We start from the raw sequence: 20,792 nt of genomic DNA, 5'->3' as shown, positions 1-20,792 counted from the left end.
AAAGCTCAATCGGATGCTTAAAACAAATAAAGGCATATATTTATAAGCGAGTCGCAATGGGGTAAACTTAATGTGCCAACCAGCCTGAGGAGATAGCTTGAACTACTTAACTGCCACTAAAAATAAAAAATACTTGATGTATATTTCTCAAAACTATTCATATGCTATTTTGAGGCCTATTCAGGCTGCAATATTAGCTAATGGTGGTGAAGTGCGCTGGTTTTTACAAGGTTTGGCAGTCAATCCTAATTTTTTAAAAAAAGAAGAAAAACGGCTTAATACAATAGTAGATATTCACGAATGGAAACCCGATGCAACGTTTGCACCGGCTAATCTAATACCCACTTTTTTCCCTGGTATCAAAGTAGGTGTGTTTCATGGCTTTGATGCAGGTAAGCTAGATAAAAAAGGGAATAACGATCATCTTAAAGCTAGAGGTTGTTTCGATCTGTATTGTACACAAGGCCCAAATACAACAATCCCATTTAAAGCCTTACAAAGAAAACTAGGCTATTTCAAGGTAACAGAAACTGGCTGGCCTCCTCTTGACCGATTATTTGATGGCATCACCGAAACGCCTTATACAAATAAATCAGACACCCGACCAACCTTATTAATCTGCTCTACATTTTCAAAGCGACTATCGCTTGCACCAAAGCTATATGAGCAAATAAAACATTTTAGTGAAACCGGAAAATGGCGAATTTTAATGCAATTTCATCCAAAAATGCCAACTGAATTGGTGAGCAAATATAAGGCATTAAGCAATCAAAATTTAACGTTTATTGAGACCGACGACGTAGTCCCTTTATTAAAATCAGCCGATGTTATGTTATGCGATACATCATCAGTACTTTTAATGTTTTTAGTCCAACGAAAACCTGTGGTCACCTTTTGTAATAATGCTCCTGAGGAACACCTACTTAATGTAACAGACCCTAATAAAGTTGAAGAAGCCTTAGAGCAGGCTTTCACGTACCCTAAAACACTTATGAAAAACATTGAAAACTATTGCCAAGAGCTTCATCCATATACTGATGGGCAGTCGAGTGAACGCGTAGTTGCTGCAACAAATGAGTTTTTATTAAGTGAAGATAAACTAAAACCTAAGCCATTTAATATTATTAGGCAATTTAAAACGCGCAGAAACCTCAATTATTGGAAATGGTAAAATAAAGTAATGATCAACCTAAAAAACGTAACTTTTAAGTGGCATAAAAGCGATAGCTCACCCACGCTCAACATAAAAGAGTTAGTTATAGAAAAAGGTGAGCATATTTTTTTACACGGTCCTAGTGGCTCAGGTAAATCGACATTGTTAGCGATTCTTGCTGGTATTAATACAGCCACCAGCGGTGAGGTATCAATTTTAGACCAAAACCTAACTACATTAAGCAATACTACCCGTGATGTTTTTAGAGCGGATCACATTGGCTACATTTTTCAAAACTTTAACCTGCTTCCTTATTTAACTCCTATTGAAAATATAACGCTTGGGTGTGAGTTTTCAAAAAGCCGAAAACAAAAAATATTAAAGCAATCATCAAATAAAAACTCTGCCTTACAAAAAGAAGCGATGCGGTTATTAAATGCTTTAGGCCTTACTGCGCAGTATCACCATAAAGATGTAGCGACATTGAGTATTGGACAGCAACAGCGCGTTGCTGCCGCTCGCGCATTTATAGGCAGCCCTGAATTAATAATTGCTGATGAGCCCACATCTGCACTCGATACAAATAACCGTGAAAGCTTTATAAACCTACTGTTTGAGCAGGCAACGTTATCTAATAGTACGCTGGTATTTGTGAGCCACGATGAAACACTAAAGCCTTTATTTGACCGCTCCATTGACCTTATAAGCTTGCAGGAACAAGTATGATTCTCGCTAAACTTGCTTACAAAAGCTTATTAAACCGCCGCGCAAGTGTACTGCTTACATTATTTACTATCGCAATTAGTGTAATGCTACTTTTAAGTATTGAACGTGTACGAATTGATGCTAAAAGTAGTTTTAGTAATACTATTTCGGGCACTGATTTAATTGTTGGTGCACGTACCGGCGACATACAGTTGCTGCTTTCGTCAGTATTTAGAATCGGCCATACTAATAACGGCGTAAGCTGGAAAAGTTATGAATACATAACCAGTCAGCGAGGCGTAAAATGGAGCATACCTATAAGCCTAGGCGACAGCCATAAAGGCCAAGCGGTACTAGGCACAACACTTGATTATTTTAGCCATTATCGCTTTGCAAAAAAACAAAATTTAACCTTTAATAAAGGCCACCCTTTTGCTGCAATTAACGAAGTGGTGCTAGGTAGTGAAGTCGCTAATAAATTAGGTTATAAACTTAACGACTCTATTGTTATATCGCACGGTATGGGGAACACCAGCTTTCATCATCATGACGACAACCCATTTAAAATCGTCGGTATTTTAAATCCAACAGGCACGCCTGTTGATAAAACATTACATATACCTTTAGCTGCAATCGATTTAATTCACGGCGGTAAAGCGAGCCTTGAGCATGACGAACATAACAACCTAGTTGGGCATCCTAAACAAATTACAGCATTTTTAATGGGATTTAATTCGCCTTTGTACACACTACAAATTAGGCGCAATATAAATCAATATAAGCCAGAAGCCCTGCTTGGCATTATGCCAACCGTAACACTTAAAGAGTTATGGGAAATGCTCGCCATAGTAGAAAAGATACTGTTACTATTCTCAGCTGTTGTCGTGTTAGTAAGCCTACTTGGCATGCTAACGACATTGCTTGCAAATTTAAGTCAGCGTCGTCGCGAACTTGCTATATTACGTTCGGTAGGCGCTCGCCCTTGGCATTTATTTACACTTATAAGTATTGAGTCACTACTGACCACTTTACTTGGTTGCCTAGTAGGTAGTGTGCTTTACTATTTAGTTATTTTTTCAGCCGGCGGTTACTTACAAAGCCATGCCGGTATAAGCGTAAATATCACAATACTCTCTTACTATGAACTGGGCTTAATCGGCGTTATTATGGCAGCCGGTTTTATTATTGGCTTAATACCCGCTACTCGCGCTTATTTTTATTCACTCAGCGATGGTATGAGTATAAAAGCATAATTTTTAGGGATTTTATGACATTTTTTAAAACAGCTTTTCAGTACATTGCTGCTATTGGCTTATTATTTATAAGTGTAGCGAGTTATGCTAATCCACCAAAAGAAATTTTTTGGGAAGACTTAATCCCTAAAAACCACGTGCAAATAGACACTCAAGCACAAGCTAATCACGAAGGTAGTGATCAAAACTGGGTGCAACCCGATTTAGATGCACCAGTAGTAAAAGCACTTGATGGGCAATCGGTAAGCTTACCCGGCTTTGTTGTACCGCTTGAGGGCGATAGCGAAGTCATTACCGAGTTTTTACTCGTCCCTTATTTTGGCGCCTGTATACACGTACCACCACCACCGCCAAATCAAATAGTCCATGTAACAATTAAAGGTGGAGTACCAATAGATAGCCTATACGACGCAATTGTTGTAACTGGAATAATAAGTACTGAAACATGGTCGGGCGAAATAGCGCAGGTAGGATATAAAATGAAAGCGGTCGGTGTAGCACCGTTCGAGCTTTAAAATAAAGGGCCAGCTTTTAAAGCTGGCCCTTAAATATCATTAAATTTAGAATCGATAAAATTAAAATAACTAGATAACTACTTTTGGCAATTTGAGCAAAAAATAGTACTGCGCTGCCCCAATCTAATTTCTTCCAATTCGTTTTCACACGTCATACATGGCTTGCCTTTGCGCCCATATACTAATAACTCTTGAGCAAAATACCCTGGCTTACCATCACTTTGTGCAAAGTCTTTAAGCGTTGTACCGCCTTGCATAATGGCCGCAGCAAGCGTGTCTTTTATAATAGGGATAAGTGCTTGATAACGTTTGAGCGATACTTTTCCCGCTTCTCGCTTTGGATGTATACCCGCTTTAAATAACGATTCATTCGCGTAAATATTACCAACACCAACCACCACTGCGTTATCCATAATAAATTGCTTTACGGGTACTTTTTTATTGCGCGACTGTTCGTACACGCGTTTAGCAAAAAAGTCATCGGTAAGCGGCTCAGGACCAAGCTTAGAGAGTAGTTTATGCACTTCACCTGGCTCTTGCCATAAGCAGCAACCAAAGCGACGAGAATCATTTAAGCGCAGTGCTTTACAGTTACCAAAAATAAACTCTACGTGGTCATGCTTTTTAAGCGGCTCACTTTTATCTACAACACGTAAATTACCTGACATACCCAAATGTAAAATAGTGCTCCCAAGTTCACAGTGTAAAAGTAAGTATTTAGCTCGTCGTTCAATACTAGTAACAATTAGCCCTTCAAGTTGATACACGTCATCTGGCACTGGCCAGCGCATACTGGCATTGTAAATATTTACCTTTGTAACAACTTGGTTTTGTACGTGGGGAGTGATGCCCATTCGGCTCACTTCTACCTCTGGTAATTCAGGCATTAATTAGACTCACTTTGTGAAAAATCAAAACTAGGAAATAACTGCTGTGCAGTTTTTAAATCGAGTGCGAGTATTCGTTGGCTACTCTTTTCGAGTAAGTAATATTGCCCATCGCCTTTATAAAGCAAATAAACCCAAGGTAAACTCTCGCCAGCCAACTCAAATGTAGCAACATATAAAGGTGCATTAGGATTAAAAACAACAGATTCGTTAACACCCATTAACTGCGCGCTTTGCCATTGGTTAATTAAATCACTAAGTTGCTGCTCAGATGCTTGCCACACAAGCGGTATGTCTTTTTGTAGTGGGGTTGTACGCCAGCTTGTTCCTATTCGCTCAATTTTTTGATCAACAAATTGCAGTGTCAGTACAAAACTTTGCTGGGGGAGTACGGCTTGTAATGTTGGTTTATCCTCCCCTCCCAAAAGTTGCTTATGCCAGCCATTTAAGAAGAAGATCATAATCAACATCGAAAATATTATAACGTTGTTCCAACCTTTACGGCCCAGTCGCATATTAATACACCTAGTAAATTCAAGATTTTAAAGTGTAACTAAAACTTAATTGCGCTGTCTATATGTTAAAGGCCGCAGACTTTGTTAGAATATCGGCAAATTTAAAGGAGTTCCGTCAATGTCTATGTATGTAGTGGGCCATAAAATCCCAGATTCAGATTCTATTTGTGGTGCAATTGCACTGGCTTATTTAAAAAACCAAATCGATGAGCCTGCAATTCCAACTCGTCTTGGTGAAATTTCACCTGAAACTCAATTTATCCTTGATAAATTTGGCTTCGAAGCACCAGAGCTTAAATTAAGCTACGCGGGTGAAGATGTGTATATTGTAGATCACACAGAAAAAACACAAGCACCCGATGATATCGACCAAGCTCGCGTTGTTGGCGTGGTAGATCACCACAAATTAGGTGACTTAACATCATCTACCCCGCTTGAATGTTGGATTCGTCCTGTTGGTTGTTCAAACACCATTATTAAAATGATGTACGACTTCTACAGCGTAGAAATCCCTAAAGACATCGCGGGTATTATGATGTGTGCAATTTTAAGCGACACAGTCATATTTAAATCACCAACATGTACCACTGCCGATATTAAATGTGTTGAAGCGCTAGCTGAAATTGCAGGCGTAGAAGACTTTAAAGAACTGGGTATGGATATGTTCCGTGTTAAATCTGCGGTAGAAGACACACCAGCACGTGATTTAGTAATGCGTGACTTTAAAGATTTCAACATGAACGGTAACCTGGTAGGCATTGGCCAACTAGAAGTAATCGACCTTGCTGTTTTTGACGATATTAAAACAGACCTTGCAGCCGATATTGCTAAGCTAAAAGTTGAGGGCAACCGCCACTCGGTATTTTTACTGCTTACCGATATAATGAAAGAAGGCTCAGAAATGCTAATTGTATCTGACGATGCAAACTTAGTTGAGCAGGCTTACGGTGTAAAACCAGAGAATGATAAAGTATGGTTAGATGGTGTACTGAGCCGTAAAAAGCAAGTAGTACCACCACTACAAGATGCATTCACAAAAATATAATTGTGTTTTCATTTATTGATTTAAAAGCCTTGTTGGTTATGCCAACGAGGTTTTTTTATATCAATTCACTAATCATATTTTTAAAAACAAAAAACCCAGCCTAAGCTGGGTTTTTAAATTCTAAAAGAACTAAAATTACTTAATTTTAGCTTCTTTAAAAAGAACATGTTTACGAATCTTTGGATCAAACTTTTTGATTTCCATCTTCTCAGGCATGTTACGTTTGTTTTTGTCAGTAGTGTAGAAAAAACCAGTACCGGCAGTTGAAACTAAACGGATTTTATCGCGCATGATTCAGATCCTTAAACTTTAACGCCGCGAGCACGGATTTCTGTAAGAACCGTGTCGATGCCTTTTTTATCGATAATACGCATACCTTTAGTAGTAGTGCGTAATGTTACAAAACGTTTTTCACTTTCAACCCAAAAACGGTGTGTTTGTAGGTTAGGTAGGAAACGACGTCTAGTCGCGTTTCTCGCGTGTGAACGGTGATTACCAACCGCAGGACGCTTACCTGTAACTTGACATACTTTAGACATGTCTATATATCTCCAATAACTTCGCTCGAGCTTAATTTAATCTAAGGCCGTGTATTTCCGCCCTAGAGATAAATCGAAGGGCGCTCTTTATACAGCTTTTACAGGCAAAGATCAAACACTGATCTATCCAATCAGCTCATATATGTAAATTTGATAGCGGCTAATTATAAAGATCGAATGCCCTTAGGGAAAGTAAAAACTGCATTTAAATTAAACTAATTTGCCAAAACACGTTAAACAGCTCATTTTTAACACACTTCTGTATCTAACAAAGCTAAATCAGGCCTCGCTCGGCAAACGAAACACACGTTTCTCCGCCCACAATGATGTGATCGAGCACACTTATGTCGACCAATTGCAGTGCTTGCTGCAATTTATTAGTAATAAGTTTGTCTGCTTGGCTCGGTTCTGCAATACCACTTGGGTGATTATGTGCAAAAATAACAGCGGCTGCGTTATTTTTAAGCGCTGCTTTTACCACTTCACGCGGATACACACTGGCAGAATTAATAGTGCCATAAAAAAGTATCTCGTCTTTTACTAATCTATTTTGGCTATCTAGGTATAACACCATAAAGACTTCTTGTTGTAAGCCCCGCATTTGAATTGTTAGGTAATCGTAAACTGAGTTTGGCGAATTAAACACGGCGTCTCGTTGGCAACGCTCCTGCATATAACGTTGGCTTAGCTCTAACACAGCTTGTAGCTGAACATACTTAGCGGTCCCTAACCCCTTTTGAGAGCAAAACTCCTCAATGCTTGCATTAAACAAATTATGAAGTGTTTTATTCTCGTTTAATAAATGCTGAGCCAACTCAATTACATTCATTCCCGGTAACCCTGTTCGTAAAAATATGGCAAGAAGCTCTGCGTCAGTCAGCGCCTTAGCCCCCTTTGCTATGAGCTTTTCACGAGGTCGAAGTGAGTTTGGTAGTGAAGTAAGTTGCATTATTCATCCTTGAGAGGCGAAAGTGTCTTATAAATGTAATGCAAATTTGAAATTTAGCCTGTTATTTCGAATTAAAAAACTTCGCTGTATGGGTAAAGATTTGTTATTTTAAGCCCAATATTTAATAAAAACTGATGAACATCCATGACTAACTTAACAAACAAAAAAATTGTACTAGGTATTACCGGCGGTATTGCAGCTTATAAATGTGCAGAACTCGTTAGGCGATTAAAAGACTCTGGTTGTGAAGTAAAAGTAGTTATGACTGAATCAGCTAAATACTTTATTACACCACTGACCATGCAAGCCGTTAGTGGAGAAACAGTCTCTGACTCATTACTAGACCCTTCTGCTGAAGCTTCAATGGGGCATATTGAATTTGCAAAATGGGCTGACTTAATTTTAGTTGCTCCAGCGACGTGTAATATTATTGCTAAAATGGCAGCCGGCATTGCTGACGACCTACTAACAACGTTACTGCTAGCAACGCCTGCAAAAGTCGCAGTTGCACCAGCCATGAACCAGCAAATGTATGCACACGCAGCAACACAAGCTAATTTAGCCACATTAAAGGCACGTAACGTACTTATTTGGGGCCCGGGTAAAGGTGAGCAAGCGTGTGGTGATATAGGCGCTGGACGCATGTTAGAGCCTCATGAGCTAGTTGCGCTATGTATAGCAAAAGAGCAACCGCAATTACTTGCAGGAAAAACAATTACAATAACAGCAGGCCCAACGCGTGAGCCTCTCGACCCGGTACGCTTTATATCAAATCACAGCTCTGGAAAAATGGGTTATGCACTGGCAGAAGCCGCTTTGCAACTCGGTGCTAAGGTTAATTTAATTTCGGGTCCGGTCACTATAAAAGCCCCTACTGGCGTAAACCTTATCAATATAGAAAGCGCTGAGGAGCTATTAACTGAGTCACTTACCTATGCACCGCAATCAGATGCATTTATTGGCTGCGCTGCTGTAGCAGATTATCGAGCTGCAAACATTGCGACTCAAAAAATGAAAAAGCAAGGCGACGAACTCACTCTTACTTTAACTAAAAACCCTGACGTAATTGCAGCTATTGCCAACCTTAAACAAAACCGTCCTTATACTGTGGGGTTTGCCGCCGAAACTCAAAATGTAGAAAGCTATGCTAAAGGTAAACTACAAAATAAAAATCTAGATATGATTTGCGCTAATGACGTATCAAAAAGTGGCTTAGGGTTTAATTCCGATCATAATGCTTTAACACTGTACTGGCATAACGAACAACTAGAATTACCAACTACAAGTAAAATAGAAATAGCTCGCAAGGTGATCGAACAGCTGGCTAAACATCTATAAAAAGGCTGGAAACAAACTGAATAAAACATTAACATACGCCAATCATTTGAACAAAAAATGACTAGGGTTCTTAACTGCGCCACTAAGAATAACTAATAAAAAGGAATGTTCATGCCTGCGACAAAAAGAAGTAATCGCAAAGAGCAAATACTGCAAGCACTCGCACAAATGTTAGAAACTAATTTAGGACAACGTATCACCACAGCAAAACTAGCTGCTGAGGTGGGTGTGTCTGAAGCTGCGCTATACCGTCATTTTCCGAGCAAAGCGCGTATGTTTGAGGGCTTAATTGAGTTTATTGAAGATACCCTTTTATCGCGTATAAATATTATTATTGAAAACGAAAAAGAAAGCCAAACGCGCATTTACAACATTTTATTATTACTTCTAACCTTTGCTGAAAAAAACCCAGGCATTACCCGTATTTTAACCGGCGACGCATTGCAAGGTGAGCAGGAACGTTTACGCGAGCGTGTACAAAGTCTGTTTGAAAAATTAGAAACTCAGTTTAAACAAGTACTTCGTGAGCGTAAATTACGTGAAGGTAAAAACTTTCAAAGTGATGAGCTTACTCTTGCAAACTTTTTACTTGCCTACGTTGAAGGAAAAATGAATCAGTTTGTACGCAGCGACTTTAAAGCAAAGCCCAGTGTTCAATTTGAAAAACAATGGCTTGAGCTGCAAAAAATTTGGCTGTAATTACTGCTAAATTAATAAATTAAATACTAAATTAAATACTAAAAAACGACCTACGGGTCGTTTTGTCGTATGTAACTGCCATTTATCTGATCCGCTCGAATTATGAACCAAACTCGTTACAATGAAACCATGTCATAATACGAGAATCAATAATGAAAACAAAACTCACCCTATTAAGCACAGCACTCATTGCTAGCTTAACTAGCGCCGCCATACACGCTAAAGAATCGCTACAATTTAAAGATGTATTTGGTTTTAAATCAGCTAAAAGCACGCAACTGTCTGACAATGGTCAAGTACTCACTTTTAGTGCAACGCCGTATCGTGGTAATGCAACAGGCCAAGTTTACTCACTACAAAGCAATACTCTCATCGCAGAAGTAGAGCGCGGCACTAAGCCTCATATTAATAAAGCGGCAAACTGGGTCGCTTTTACACAAGTACCTACCTTACTTGAAAAAGAAACAACCAAAAAAAAAGACACCCTTAAAAACAATCTGGTACTCGTAAACACGCAATCAGGTGCCCAACAAAACTTTGCTGATGTAAAAGATTACACGTTATCTGATGACGGTATGTGGCTTGCTTATCGTTTAAATAAAAAAGACGATGACGCAAAAGTAGAAGATAAAACCGATAGCACTAAAAACGAAGAAGATAACGCTATCACGCCCGATAAAAAAGATAAGAGCTATGCGCTTGTTATCGTAAATTTATCTGATAAACGCACCCATACAATAGAAAACGTATTTAGCTACGCTATTAACTCAGCTAACAGCCAACTATTAGTGAGTCAAAGTTACAGCGACGGTAATAACAACCAAATAGCGTTAATTGAGCTAAGTAACTTTAATAACAGCGTATTAATTGATGAACCGGGCGTAATCGCAAATAAAATAGCGTGGCACCCAACTGACAACATTGCAGCGTTTACATTGGGTAATTATGTAAATGATGACACGCGTCGCCGTAGCTATAGTTTACAGCTATATAAAAACGATAAACTTTCAACAATAGCATCACCTGATAAAACATGGGTTTTAGGTAAAACAGCCTCTCTTAAGTGGTCAGAAAATGGCGAGCGCTTATATTTTGAAAACCATCCAAAATTAGCAGCTAAAGTAAAAGCCAAAGAATATACCGATGAAGCCTCATTGTACGACTTTGATACCATACGTGAACATAAAGGTTTAGATGTATGGCATAACAACGATGCGCAAATAAAACCACGTGAAGAACAACAATGGAATCAAGTTAATAAAAACCGCCATTACAGCGCGGTATATCACGTTAACTCGCAAAAAGTGGTACAACTAAGTACCTCTAATATGCCTGAAGTTGCGCTAAACCCTGAGCGAGATGTGTCTTTACTTGGCTCATCTAACATCCCCTACCTAGAAAAAATAATGTACGGCGGTTTTTTTGCTGATTACTTTGCAGTAAATATAAATACAGGTAAGCAAACACCCATTATTAGCAACTACCCGTTTAGACCAAGCCTTGCACCAAATGGTGAATTTGCGGCTTATTTTAACGATAGCCAAATACAGCTAAAAGATTTAAAAAATAATAAAGTAACACCGCTTACAAAAGCTATCCAGGCAACCTTTGCTGATGACAAACACGACTACCCATCTACCCAACCTGGTTATGGTTTTGCTGGTTGGATGACTGATAGCAGCCAAGTGCTTGCTTATAGTAAATACGATATTTGGGCGTTTGATGTAAAAACGCAGCAAGCTAAACGCCTAACGAATGGTAAGCAAAGCAATACGCAGTACCGTGTTATTAAGCTTGATAAAACCCAAGTGGGCTTTAAAAAAGGCGATACATTACTTGTCTCTGCTATTAATTTACAAACTAAACAAAGCGAAGTTGCAAAGCTCGACTTAGCCACTAACACAATCACTAACGTGCTTAGCGGTAATAAACGCTTTGATGTAGTTAAAAAAGCAAAAACTGCTGATAAATACATATTTACCGAGCAAACTTATAGTCAATTTCCTGATTACTACCAAACAGATTTTAGCTTTAGCGCACCAAAACAAGTGACCACGCTAAATCCACAAATTAGTAGTTTTGCATGGGGCGAAAAACCAGAGCTAATTAGCTATAAAGGGTTTGATGGCGAAGACCTACAAGGCGTACTAATAAAACCAGCGGGCTATAAAAAAGGCGATAAAGTGCCTGTGGTTGTGTATTTTTACCGTTACATGAGCCAGCGCATGTTTGATTTTCCAAAAATGGAATTAAACCATCGCCCTAATTTCCCTATGTTTACCTCAAACGGTTATGCAGTATTTTTACCTGATATACGCTTTGAAATAGGCCACCCTGGTAAATCGTCAACCCAAACAATGATTAACGCCACTCAAAAACTGATTGATTTAGGCATAGCTGATAAAAATAAAATTGGTTTGCAGGGTCACTCTTGGGCAGGTTATCAAAGTGCATTTATGATCACCCAAACAGATATGTTTAAAGCGGTTGTATCGGGTGCGCCAGTATCTAACATGACCAGCGCGTATAGTGGCATTCGCCTTAAGTCAGGTCTTGCACGTCAATTTCAATACGAAACAGGGCAAAGCCGTATTGGTAAAAACTTATTTGAAGCACCAGAGCTTTATATAGAAAACTCACCGGTATTTTTTGCAGACAAAGTTAATACGCCTATTTTAATCATGTCTGGCGACAAAGATGATGCAGTGCCTTGGCATGAAAGCGTGCAGTATTATTTAGCGCTACGCCGTGCAGGAAAAGATGCTACATTTTTACAATACGAAGGTGAACCACACCACTTGAAAAAGTTTCCTAATCAGGTCGATTTTTCAGTACGTATGATGCAGTACTTTGATCATTACTTAAAAGGCAAACCAGCTGCTAAGTGGATGACACAAGGTGAGGCATTCGTTGAAGAGTAAATAACCCACACTAAAAAGCCGATATTGCATAAACAATATCGGCTTTTTTGTTTTTAAAATTTCTCTTAAACTACAAACACAGCTCTCTAAATGGCAAAGTAGCTGCGCCAATTGATACCGGAAAATTATCAATATTAGATACCACCAACTTAGGCATTGGCCGCTTAGCGCCACGTCTAAATTGTGCATAAACCTCAGTACGTGCAATAACTTTTTCAGCCAACTCTTTTGGAATATGACCACCAATAATAATCGCTTCAGCATCTAATAATGCAGAGCAACAAGTTGCCACTAAATCAAATGAGTCTTGAACTTTAAACAGCCACTCTTCAACGCCTGGCCAATCGGGGTCAAAGTTGTCGTGCAGATCGTAAATAGAAGTAACGGCTACGCCATTTTTTTTCAAAATACGTTTTAGTAATTCAAGATTAGGGTGCGCATACAATTTAGGCGGTAGCATGTCGCCAAGCTCACCTGCGTTTCCGTAAGTACCACGCAGTACATCGCCATTATTTACAATACCGCCACCAAATGCGGCCGATACAAACATATAAACAAAGTTTTTGTACTCACGACCAATACCAGCAACGCCCTCGCCTGCAGCTGCGCCTGTTGCATCGTTAACAACCCACGTAGGAAGCTGAAAATGCTGCGACACAATATCGATAATATCAACTTGCGACCACTCTTCTAGCATATGATGGGTATTCATTTTCCCATCCATTGAGCTAAAAAAGCCAGAGATACCCACGCCCATTCCCAGCACTTTTTCACTTGGGATGTTCCGCTCAGCGCTTATATCTTCCACCAGCTTTTGTGCACATTTAAGCACATTATTAATGCTCATATCCGACATTAGCTGCATATGGGTGTAAACCACCTTTCCCGTAAAATCCATTACGGCAATTGAAATAGCATCAAGCAAAATAGCTAAGCCAAAGGTAAATCCATAATCGGGGTTAAGGGCAATGCCAAACCCTGGCTTACCTTTTTTATTTGGAATTAGCGTATCGCTTTGCACAATTACGCCGTGCTGGGTTAACGACTTAAGTAAACGCGACACAGTTTGTTGTGGAATACGAGTTGCGCTCACAATATGGCTTTGTGTTACGCACTTCTCCCAAAACACCACTTTTATAATATCGCGCTCAATATCTTGAAATAGCTTTTCGCCTTTCCCAAGCTCAAAACCAGAGCGTAATAAGTTACTGTTGTTTAACGAAAACATAGGTATTAACCCTAACAAAATTGGAGCACAAGATTACGTGAAACAATTATAAAGAACAAGTAGATAAACTGCGCCTATTCAATCACTATCACTCTAAAATCATTCACATTTGTGTTAGTTGGCCCAGTAATAATTAAATCATCAATAGCTTTAAAAAACTGATGGCTATTATGCCCTTCTAACTGTGCTTGAAGGCTCTCCCCGGCGTTTTGAGCGCGTGTAATTGTGGTGCTATTTATGTAAGCACCCGCTACATCTTTACTACCATCTACACCATCGGTATCACAAGCAAGTGCGTAAATACCCGCTTCGCCATTAAGTGCCTCAGCCAGCGCCATTAAGTATTCTTGATTTGGCCCGCCATCTCCATAAACATCAGCAACGGTGACGGTAAGCTCTCCACCGGAGAACAACATAACGCGCTTGCCTTGGGCTTTTTGCTCAAGAGCGATAGTCGCATGTTGCTTTGCAACCTCTTTAGCCTCGCCTTGAATATCATATCCTAGTACCAGGGTTTCCCAGCCTTGATGCTGTGCAACACTTATAGCGTTATCAATAGCATGCTGCGCGTTTGCAACAACAAAGTGCTCACCTATAGTATCGGCAGCTCTTTCTTGCTCAGGTTTTAATAAATGCGCTTGAACCTCTTTAATTGCCGGCCAATTGTACTTTTGTAAAATAGCCAGAGCATCGGCTTTAGTACTGCCATCGCTAATAGTCGGACCTGATGCTATATCACTTGGTTTATCCCCTACTACATCTGAAATAATGAGCGTAACGTAATCCGACTTAGCGGCCTGTGCTAACTTGCCACCTTTAACAAGTGAGAGTTGTTTGCGCACAACATTAATTTCATCAACGCTTGCACCACTTCTCAGTAAAAACTGATTAAGCTTTTGCTTTTGTGAAAAAGGTACATCATCAACAGGTAGGCACATCAACGACGAACCGCCACCCGAAATAATAAACAAAATAGGAATATCAGCCGGATTGTTTTTTACAAGATCCAATAACTCTTTACCTGCAGCTAAGCTGTTATCGTCTGGTGTTGGGTGGTTTGCACTAAGCACTTTAATTCGCCCAGTATCGCCGCTACTTTCGTAGCCATAACGCGTTACCACTGCGCCAAAACATTTATCACCATAAAAGCGATTAACTTCGGCGGCCATTTCAGCGGCGGCTTTACCCGCCCCCACTACACATAAACCTTTGCTTGCATCTATATTTTCTAAATACTTACTCATGCAAGCACTCGGTTTACAGGCATTTACCGCAGTGGTAAATAAATCAATTAAAAACGACTTTTTAGAATCCATTAGTCACAGCTCACGAAAAAATTGAAGGAATAGCTAAACAAATTAATATCATCACAATAAACATGCTAAGTAGCATAACGATATCTTTGCCAGTTAAAATTGAGTTTGATACTGTCTCGGCATTTTGTACTTTTGTTACTTCGTTTACCTCTCTTGGAATTAAACGACTCGTAACATAAATAATCACAGCAGCGCTTACAAAACCGATAAAATTCCACCAAAACCAGAAAATATCAGGCGCAAATACCGACACCAACAAGTTAATTAATACACCACTAATTAAGCCAATATTGGCATGCAATGCAGCACTGCGTTTACTTAGTACAGCAACTAAAAATACTGCCAGTATTGGGCCATAAAATAACGAGCCGACTTTGTTAATAGCTTCAATAATGGTCGGCGCTATGTCACCGGCAAAAAGTGATAGTACTAAGGTAATTGCGCCCCATGCTAAACCTAAGTATTTAGCTAACTTTAAGTAAGATGGTTGGTCTAGCTCTTTATTAGATATACGGCTGTAATCTTCAATACTTACCGCCGAAAGTGAATTAATTGCAGAGCTAAGTGACGACATCGCTGCCGACAAAATAGCGACAACCAATAAACCAATTAAGCCATGCGGTAGGTAATCTAAAATAAATATAGGCATCATCCAATCAGGGTTATCTGCTGGAATTTTTGCTAAAAATTCAGGGTTACTCATTGCCAGAGTGCCAACAATTAAACCCGACACGCAATATAAAATAGTAATAGGAAAGCGCACTACACCATTTGCTAAAATCATGTAGCGTAGGTTTTTAGGATCTTTTGCACTGAGCGCACGTTGCGCTTGCGTTTGGTCACACCCATAGTAAGAAGCGTAAAGTACCACACCACCAAAAATCATCGGTAAAAAGCCAAAGCCATCACCACTAAAACCAAATGAGTCAAACTTAATCGCTTCTAATCGGCTCGAATCAACATTGGCAATAAAGGTATCAACCCCACCCAAGTGATATAGTCCAAACCCAATACAAGCAATAGTACCCAATACAATGATGATCATTTGAATCGCATCACCGTACACTACGGCTTTCATCCCGCCTTGCAGTGAATATAAAACGGTTATAACGCCCGTTAGTACAATAGCTTGCCATGCTTCTATTCCCATGGTGCCTTGTAAAATAAGCGATACCGCGTAAATCATAATGCCGGTCGCAAACGCACGGCTAAATTGAAAAACCACACTAATAAGTACACGGGTTGAGCGCCCAAAGCGCATCTCTAGATAGTCGTAAATACTGACAATGCCGCTTTTATAAAGCTTGGGTAAAATAGTCGCTAAAATTAAAATCATCGCCAGCGGAACACCCAGCTCATACGAGAGCCATTGCATACCACCACCTTCACGCAAACCAACAAATGCAGGAGCCGAAATAAAGCTAATAGCCGAAAGCTGAGTGGCCATTACCGACAAAGCCAAAGGTTTCCAACCTAAGCTTTTACCCCCTAAAAAGTAATCATTTTTATTGGTTTGTTCGCGTAGCATAAATCCCATTACCAATAAGGCACCAAGATAAAGAGCAACTATTGAAAAATCTAATATATTCATAATTAATTCGCGTATTCACAATATGAAAACACTGCGCCTTTTCAAAAATAAAATACCAAATGGCTACCTGCCCTTATCTTTTTAATAAACGAGCCTAGTCAAAAAGATAAACCTGTAGCTAACTTAGCTGAAAAATGCATCACAATGCAAAAAACCTATTAACCCCAAAGTGAGTTAATAGGCATAAAGCATTTATTTAAAAGTCGTATTTAACTCTTAAAGTAACGCGTCGTGGGAGAATTGGGCGACCGACAAAGTATGGGTTATCTGCCGTTTGGCTATTACCTAGACGAGGTGAACCTTCAGTAACACCGTCAGAATCAAACAGGTTAAATACCCCAACGCTTAAGCGTACTGTTTGCTCTGGTGCAACTTGCCAGTTATAGCCTGCATCAAATCTAAATAAGTGGAATGAATCAAGTTCTACCGAGTTTGAGTCGTTAGCATAGTTTTTACCGGTAAAGTTATGGTAAATCGATGCATCCCAGTTATCTGCGGTGTAGCTAATAGATGAGTTAAATAATATTTTTGGTTTACGACGTAATTCGTTACCAATAATAGAAGGGTCTGAGTCAAATTCAGTAAATTCGTGATCGGTATAGGTCATATTGGCATCAACAGCCCACTCATCGGTAATATCGTAACGACCGGTAAGCTCAACACCCGTTGCTTTAGTTGATTGCATAACTGGCAGCTCTAATACGCCCCCATTACCATCATTTACAAAGTCTACGCTGCGTCTGTCTTTTAAGTCAGTTCTAAATAACGCAATGCTGCCGCTAAAGTCGTTATCAAAAAACTTAACACCTAGCTCGCCTTGCTCAACAATTTCAGCTTCATAGCTGGCAGGCTCGCCTAAATCATTGAACTGAATACCTCTAATTTCTGGGAAGAAAAACCCGCGTGATACATTCGCATATACATTTAAATTATCAGTTAAGCGATATAACGCCGCACCCGATACAGCAAATTCAGACGTATCTACTTCACCGTAGGTCATTACACCACTACCGGTTGTGTTTACTTGTAAGTTAGATGCGAGTGATGGGTCATTATTTATTTGTACAACTTGGCTGCCTTCGCGGCTAATTTTGCCTTCAATTTCTTCGTAGCGAACACCAAAGTCAAAAATCCAATCGTCACTTTCCATTTGATCCGCTACGTATAATGCACGGCGGGTAGCGCTAATGGTTTGGTTAGTATAAGAAATACCTGGGCCACTAATGCCATTTTGAGTGTACTGAATTTCGTCGCCATTAACATCGGTATACGTTAAGTCGATTAAGCGAGGGTTGTTATTAAATTCACCTAAGTAAGTCGTAATAACGTTATCGTCGTCGGCTTCACTGTGAGAGAAAAATGTACCGACTGTAATATCATGGCTAAAATCACCTACATAAATACTTTTGATGATATTAAATTCTGCAGAAAAATCTTCAGCTGGGCGGTCGCGGTCTAAAATGCGGTTAGCAAATAGTAAGTCATCGCTTGCAAGTGCGATACCTGAATTAACATAAGAAAACTCAGCGCCGCTTGCATCACCTAAGCCACGGTTAGCTAAAAAGTCGTCTTGGCTTTCAGGTACATTAATAATACCGTCGCCATCTAAAAATAAATTAAATTCGTGTTGGTATTTAGCGTATTTACTGCGCATGTTGATAGCAAAATCGTTAGCGAGTTCTTTTTCAAACACCACTGAAACAGAGCCACCTTTAGTGACTACACCATCGCTGATTGGCGATTCATAACGACCATTTGCTGTATCGTACGTTAAGTTAGATACTTGCGCTGTTTGCAGTGATTCTACTTCACGACCATCGTTACCGATTAAGCGCTCACGGCTTTCGCCATCAAGTGGAATAGGTAAATAAAACTGAGCTTGGTCGTCAATGTACTGTCCGTAAACCGTAAATGAGCCAGAGCCATCATCAAATTCTTTACGAATATTACCACGTAACTGAGTACCTTTAGTCTCAAGGCCTGTATCTAAAGGGCCCTCGTCGTAGCGGTAAAAACCAGAAAGCGCATAATATAAGCCGTCTTCATTAAGTGGACCGCTCGTTGCAAAATCTAAGCGTGTACGCCCTTGGTCAGAAAGCTCCATTTGTACGGTACTTTGCGGATCGTCACTGCCCGTTTTAGAAATATAGTTAATAATGCCGGCCACAGAGCCTTGGCCAAATAAATTAGATACACCACCACGCACAAACTCTACGCGTTCAATACCCAGATCGTTACGGTAATACACATCAAACGCCGATGAGTTCAAACCAAAAACACTCAGTGTCGGTGAACCATCATACGACAGTGGCGTAAATTGAAACTGACCCGATGAAGGTAAGCCTCTTACTTGAAGGTTAGTAGCGACTTCACCGCCACCGCCTTCTACTTTAATACCCGGAATATAGCGAAGCACATCTGCTTGGCTACTTGAAGAAAGCTTTACCAGCTCGTCTTCGCTAATAGATGTTACTGATTGTGGAGTGTCTGAAATAACACGCCCTTTACTGGTACCAGAGACGATAATACGCTCAACGTTGTTAGCTTTTTTTGCTGTATCTGGTGCAGTTTCTTCTGCTGCATAAGCGCCCTGTGCAAGGCATAAAGATACAATAGAGGCGATCGTAGTTTTATTCACGGGTATTCTCCATTTGTGCTAGTTGTCTGTGTGTATTTACTTAGAGTGTGGCTAAGTAAAGCCGAAATAATCAAGTGAACATGTTAGTTTTTTGTTACTTCGAACAGGATTTAAGCACAGAAAAAAAACATTTACAACCCATAATGAGTGCTTTAATATTGTCCAAATCGAAAATAACACACAAAGAGCACCCAATATGACTACTATAAACAGCGGTAAAATTGACTCAGCAACGGCTTCATCGCTTGCAGACCTTGCTACTAAAACACTTATAGCAAACGACTTAGGTGGCTATACAGTACCAACACATGGCCTATACCCGTTTCAGTGGAACTGGGACTCAGCCATTACAGCGCTAGGTTGGATGAAGTCTGACGAAAGCCGCGCATGGCAAGAAATTGATGTGTTATTTTCAGGCCAATGGGATGATGGCATGGTGCCGCACATCTTGTTTCATAAAGATTCAGATACTTATTTTCCAGGTCCTGACGTATGGGGATCAGATAAAAAAATCAAAAGTACCTCTATTTCTCAGCCGCCAGTAGTTGCTACTGTAATGAAGGAGATGCTTGCCAGTGCGAAAGACAAAACACTTGCAGAACAAAAAGTTAAAGCATTATTTTCACAAGTAGTTGACTATCATTTATGGTGGTACAACGACCGAGATCCTGAAAGTACTGGTTTAGTAGTGACATATCACCCGTGGGAGTCGGGCATGGATAACAGCCCATCGTGGGATGACGCTCTTCAAGCTGTGCCATGTGTGGATTGGGAATATACGCGCCGTGATACAAGCCATGTAGACTCTTCTCAACGTCCACATAAAAGTGAATACGACCGCTTTTTATACCTTGTAGACTTTTTTAAACGCAACAACTTTGACAGTAAAGTAATTTACGAAACCAGCCCGTACAAAATGAATGACCTAGGTATTATTGCTATTTTGCACCGTGCAACCAAAGATTTACTCAAAATGGGTGAACAACTTGGTTTAAACGATGCCCGCACTGATTACTTAGCACAGCGTTTACAAAAAACAGAGCAAGCCATAAACACTTTATGGTGTGAGCAAAGTCAGTATTTTTATTGTCGTGATGTATTAACTAACAGCTTAGCGAAAGTTAAAACATCAGCCGCGCTATTAACTGTATATGCAGGCTTAACAAGCGATGAGCAAACTAAAATAATTAATACAGCCACTGAAGATTTTATTGAGTCGAGCCAATTTAGTGTGGCTTCTACCCACCCTAAAGAAGAAAAATACGAGCCACAACGCTACTGGCGCGGCCCTATTTGGTTACACATTAACTGGATGATAGCCACAGGCCTTAAAGAAGCCGGCTGTGTAACAACGGCTGAAAAAATTCAAGATGATACGCGCAACCTCGTTGTTAAGTCAGGCTACTACGAATACTTTAACCCAGAAACAGGCGCAGGCTGTGGTGGTAAAGACTTCTCGTGGACAGCTGCAATAGCATTACATTGGCTACTTGACTAACA

The 20,792-nt window shown here is 39.9% G+C and carries 18 protein-coding genes; 9 read left to right on the top strand and 9 right to left on the bottom strand.

Annotated features, from left to right (window positions below):
* Positions 1-97: 97 nt before the first annotated feature.
* The 4 genes from I6F50_RS07795 to I6F50_RS07780 are packed head-to-tail and all read left to right on the top strand — an operon-like array spanning position 98 to position 3,626.
* Complete coding sequence (locus I6F50_RS07795; protein ID WP_197175878.1) at positions 98-1,171, top strand: CDP-glycerol glycerophosphotransferase family protein; 1,074 nt, start codon at positions 98-100, stop codon at positions 1,169-1,171.
* Positions 1,172-1,180: 9 nt separating this feature from the next.
* A complete protein-coding gene (locus I6F50_RS07790; protein ID WP_165727173.1) occupies positions 1,181-1,879 on the top strand; it encodes an ABC transporter ATP-binding protein in 699 nt (232 codons plus the stop codon).
* Positions 1,876-3,111: an ABC transporter permease gene (locus I6F50_RS07785; protein WP_197175877.1), complete on the top strand. Its 1,236-nt coding sequence runs from the start codon at positions 1,876-1,878 to the stop codon at positions 3,109-3,111. Before I6F50_RS07790 ends, I6F50_RS07785 begins: the two co-directional genes overlap by 4 nt.
* 14 nt (positions 3,112-3,125) lie before the next feature.
* Positions 3,126-3,626 (top strand): DUF3299 domain-containing protein, encoded by a 501-nt coding sequence (locus I6F50_RS07780; protein ID WP_007581943.1) that lies wholly within the window; start codon positions 3,126-3,128, stop codon positions 3,624-3,626.
* A 77-nt stretch (positions 3,627-3,703) separates the two neighbouring features.
* Here I6F50_RS07780 and mutM read toward each other — a convergent pair whose 3' ends face one another.
* Both mutM and I6F50_RS07770 read right to left on the bottom strand, forming a co-directional pair.
* Complete coding sequence (gene mutM / locus I6F50_RS07775) at positions 3,704-4,513, bottom strand: bifunctional DNA-formamidopyrimidine glycosylase/DNA-(apurinic or apyrimidinic site) lyase (protein WP_197140815.1); 810 nt, start codon at positions 4,511-4,513, stop codon at positions 3,704-3,706.
* Complete coding sequence (locus I6F50_RS07770) at positions 4,513-5,028, bottom strand: hypothetical protein (protein WP_007581940.1); 516 nt, start codon at positions 5,026-5,028, stop codon at positions 4,513-4,515. Before I6F50_RS07770 ends, mutM begins: the two co-directional genes overlap by 1 nt.
* A gap of 118 nt (positions 5,029-5,146) precedes the next feature.
* Here I6F50_RS07770 and I6F50_RS07765 point away from each other — a divergent pair, with 118 nt between their 5' ends.
* On the top strand, positions 5,147-6,073 hold the full coding sequence (locus tag I6F50_RS07765; RefSeq protein ID WP_024607080.1) for a manganese-dependent inorganic pyrophosphatase: 927 nt from the start codon (positions 5,147-5,149) through the stop codon (positions 6,071-6,073).
* 135 nt (positions 6,074-6,208) lie between these two features.
* Here the strand turns inward: I6F50_RS07765 and rpmG are convergent, their stop codons facing one another.
* From rpmG to radC, 3 genes are all read right to left on the bottom strand, one after another.
* Positions 6,209-6,364: a 50S ribosomal protein L33 gene (gene rpmG, locus I6F50_RS07760; RefSeq protein WP_004335545.1), complete on the bottom strand. Its 156-nt coding sequence runs from the start codon at positions 6,362-6,364 to the stop codon at positions 6,209-6,211.
* An 11-nt stretch (positions 6,365-6,375) separates the two neighbouring features.
* Positions 6,376-6,612, bottom strand: coding sequence for a 50S ribosomal protein L28 (gene rpmB, locus I6F50_RS07755; protein WP_004335549.1), 237 nt, complete (start codon positions 6,610-6,612; stop codon positions 6,376-6,378).
* A 274-nt stretch (positions 6,613-6,886) separates the two neighbouring features.
* Complete coding sequence (gene radC / locus I6F50_RS07750) at positions 6,887-7,561, bottom strand: DNA repair protein RadC (protein ID WP_007581936.1); 675 nt, start codon at positions 7,559-7,561, stop codon at positions 6,887-6,889.
* A gap of 144 nt (positions 7,562-7,705) precedes the next feature.
* Between radC and coaBC the strand changes: the two genes are divergently transcribed.
* The 3 genes from coaBC (at position 7,706) to I6F50_RS07735 (ending at position 12,519) form a co-directional block, all read left to right on the top strand.
* On the top strand, positions 7,706-8,899 hold the full coding sequence (gene coaBC / locus I6F50_RS07745) for a bifunctional phosphopantothenoylcysteine decarboxylase/phosphopantothenate--cysteine ligase CoaBC (protein ID WP_197175876.1): 1,194 nt from the start codon (positions 7,706-7,708) through the stop codon (positions 8,897-8,899).
* Between the two features lie 111 nt (positions 8,900-9,010).
* Positions 9,011-9,598 (top strand): nucleoid occlusion factor SlmA, encoded by a 588-nt coding sequence (gene slmA / locus I6F50_RS07740; RefSeq protein ID WP_007581932.1) that lies wholly within the window; start codon positions 9,011-9,013, stop codon positions 9,596-9,598.
* Positions 9,599-9,750: 152 nt separating this feature from the next.
* Entirely contained in the window at positions 9,751-12,519 is a 2,769-nt protein-coding gene (locus I6F50_RS07735; RefSeq protein WP_197175866.1) for a prolyl oligopeptidase family serine peptidase, read from the top strand.
* A 70-nt stretch (positions 12,520-12,589) separates the two neighbouring features.
* On the opposite strand, the gene I6F50_RS07730 is transcribed toward I6F50_RS07735, so the two are convergent.
* The 4 genes from I6F50_RS07730 to I6F50_RS20490 all read right to left on the bottom strand — a co-directional run bounded on the left by I6F50_RS07730 (position 12,590) and on the right by I6F50_RS20490 (position 19,292).
* A complete protein-coding gene (locus I6F50_RS07730; RefSeq protein ID WP_197175864.1) occupies positions 12,590-13,747 on the bottom strand; it encodes an ROK family transcriptional regulator in 1,158 nt (385 codons plus the stop codon).
* 74 nt (positions 13,748-13,821) lie between these two features.
* Positions 13,822-15,063 carry a glycerate kinase gene (locus tag I6F50_RS07725; protein WP_197175862.1) on the bottom strand — a complete coding sequence of 414 codons (1,242 nt, stop codon included), beginning with the start codon at positions 15,061-15,063 and terminating at the stop codon, positions 13,822-13,824.
* A gap of 10 nt (positions 15,064-15,073) precedes the next feature.
* The gene (locus I6F50_RS07720) at positions 15,074-16,654 is read right to left on the bottom strand and encodes a sodium:solute symporter (RefSeq protein ID WP_010553326.1); all 1,581 of its coding nucleotides are present in this window, start codon (positions 16,652-16,654) and stop codon (positions 15,074-15,076) included.
* Between the two features lie 196 nt (positions 16,655-16,850).
* Complete coding sequence (locus I6F50_RS20490; RefSeq protein WP_197175860.1) at positions 16,851-19,292, bottom strand: TonB-dependent siderophore receptor; 2,442 nt, start codon at positions 19,290-19,292, stop codon at positions 16,851-16,853.
* Between the two features lie 196 nt (positions 19,293-19,488).
* Here I6F50_RS20490 and I6F50_RS07710 point away from each other — a divergent pair, with 196 nt between their 5' ends.
* Entirely contained in the window at positions 19,489-20,790 is a 1,302-nt protein-coding gene (locus I6F50_RS07710) for a trehalase family glycosidase (RefSeq protein WP_166419669.1), read from the top strand.
* Positions 20,791-20,792 lie beyond the last annotated feature (2 nt).

The sequence above is a fragment of the Pseudoalteromonas sp. NZS127_1 genome (genome assembly GCF_015864295.1).
Lineage (GTDB): Bacteria > Pseudomonadota > Gammaproteobacteria > Enterobacterales > Alteromonadaceae > Pseudoalteromonas > Pseudoalteromonas arctica.
Note: the sequence above shows the minus strand (reverse complement) of the source record. Positions and strands in the feature narration are given on the sequence as shown.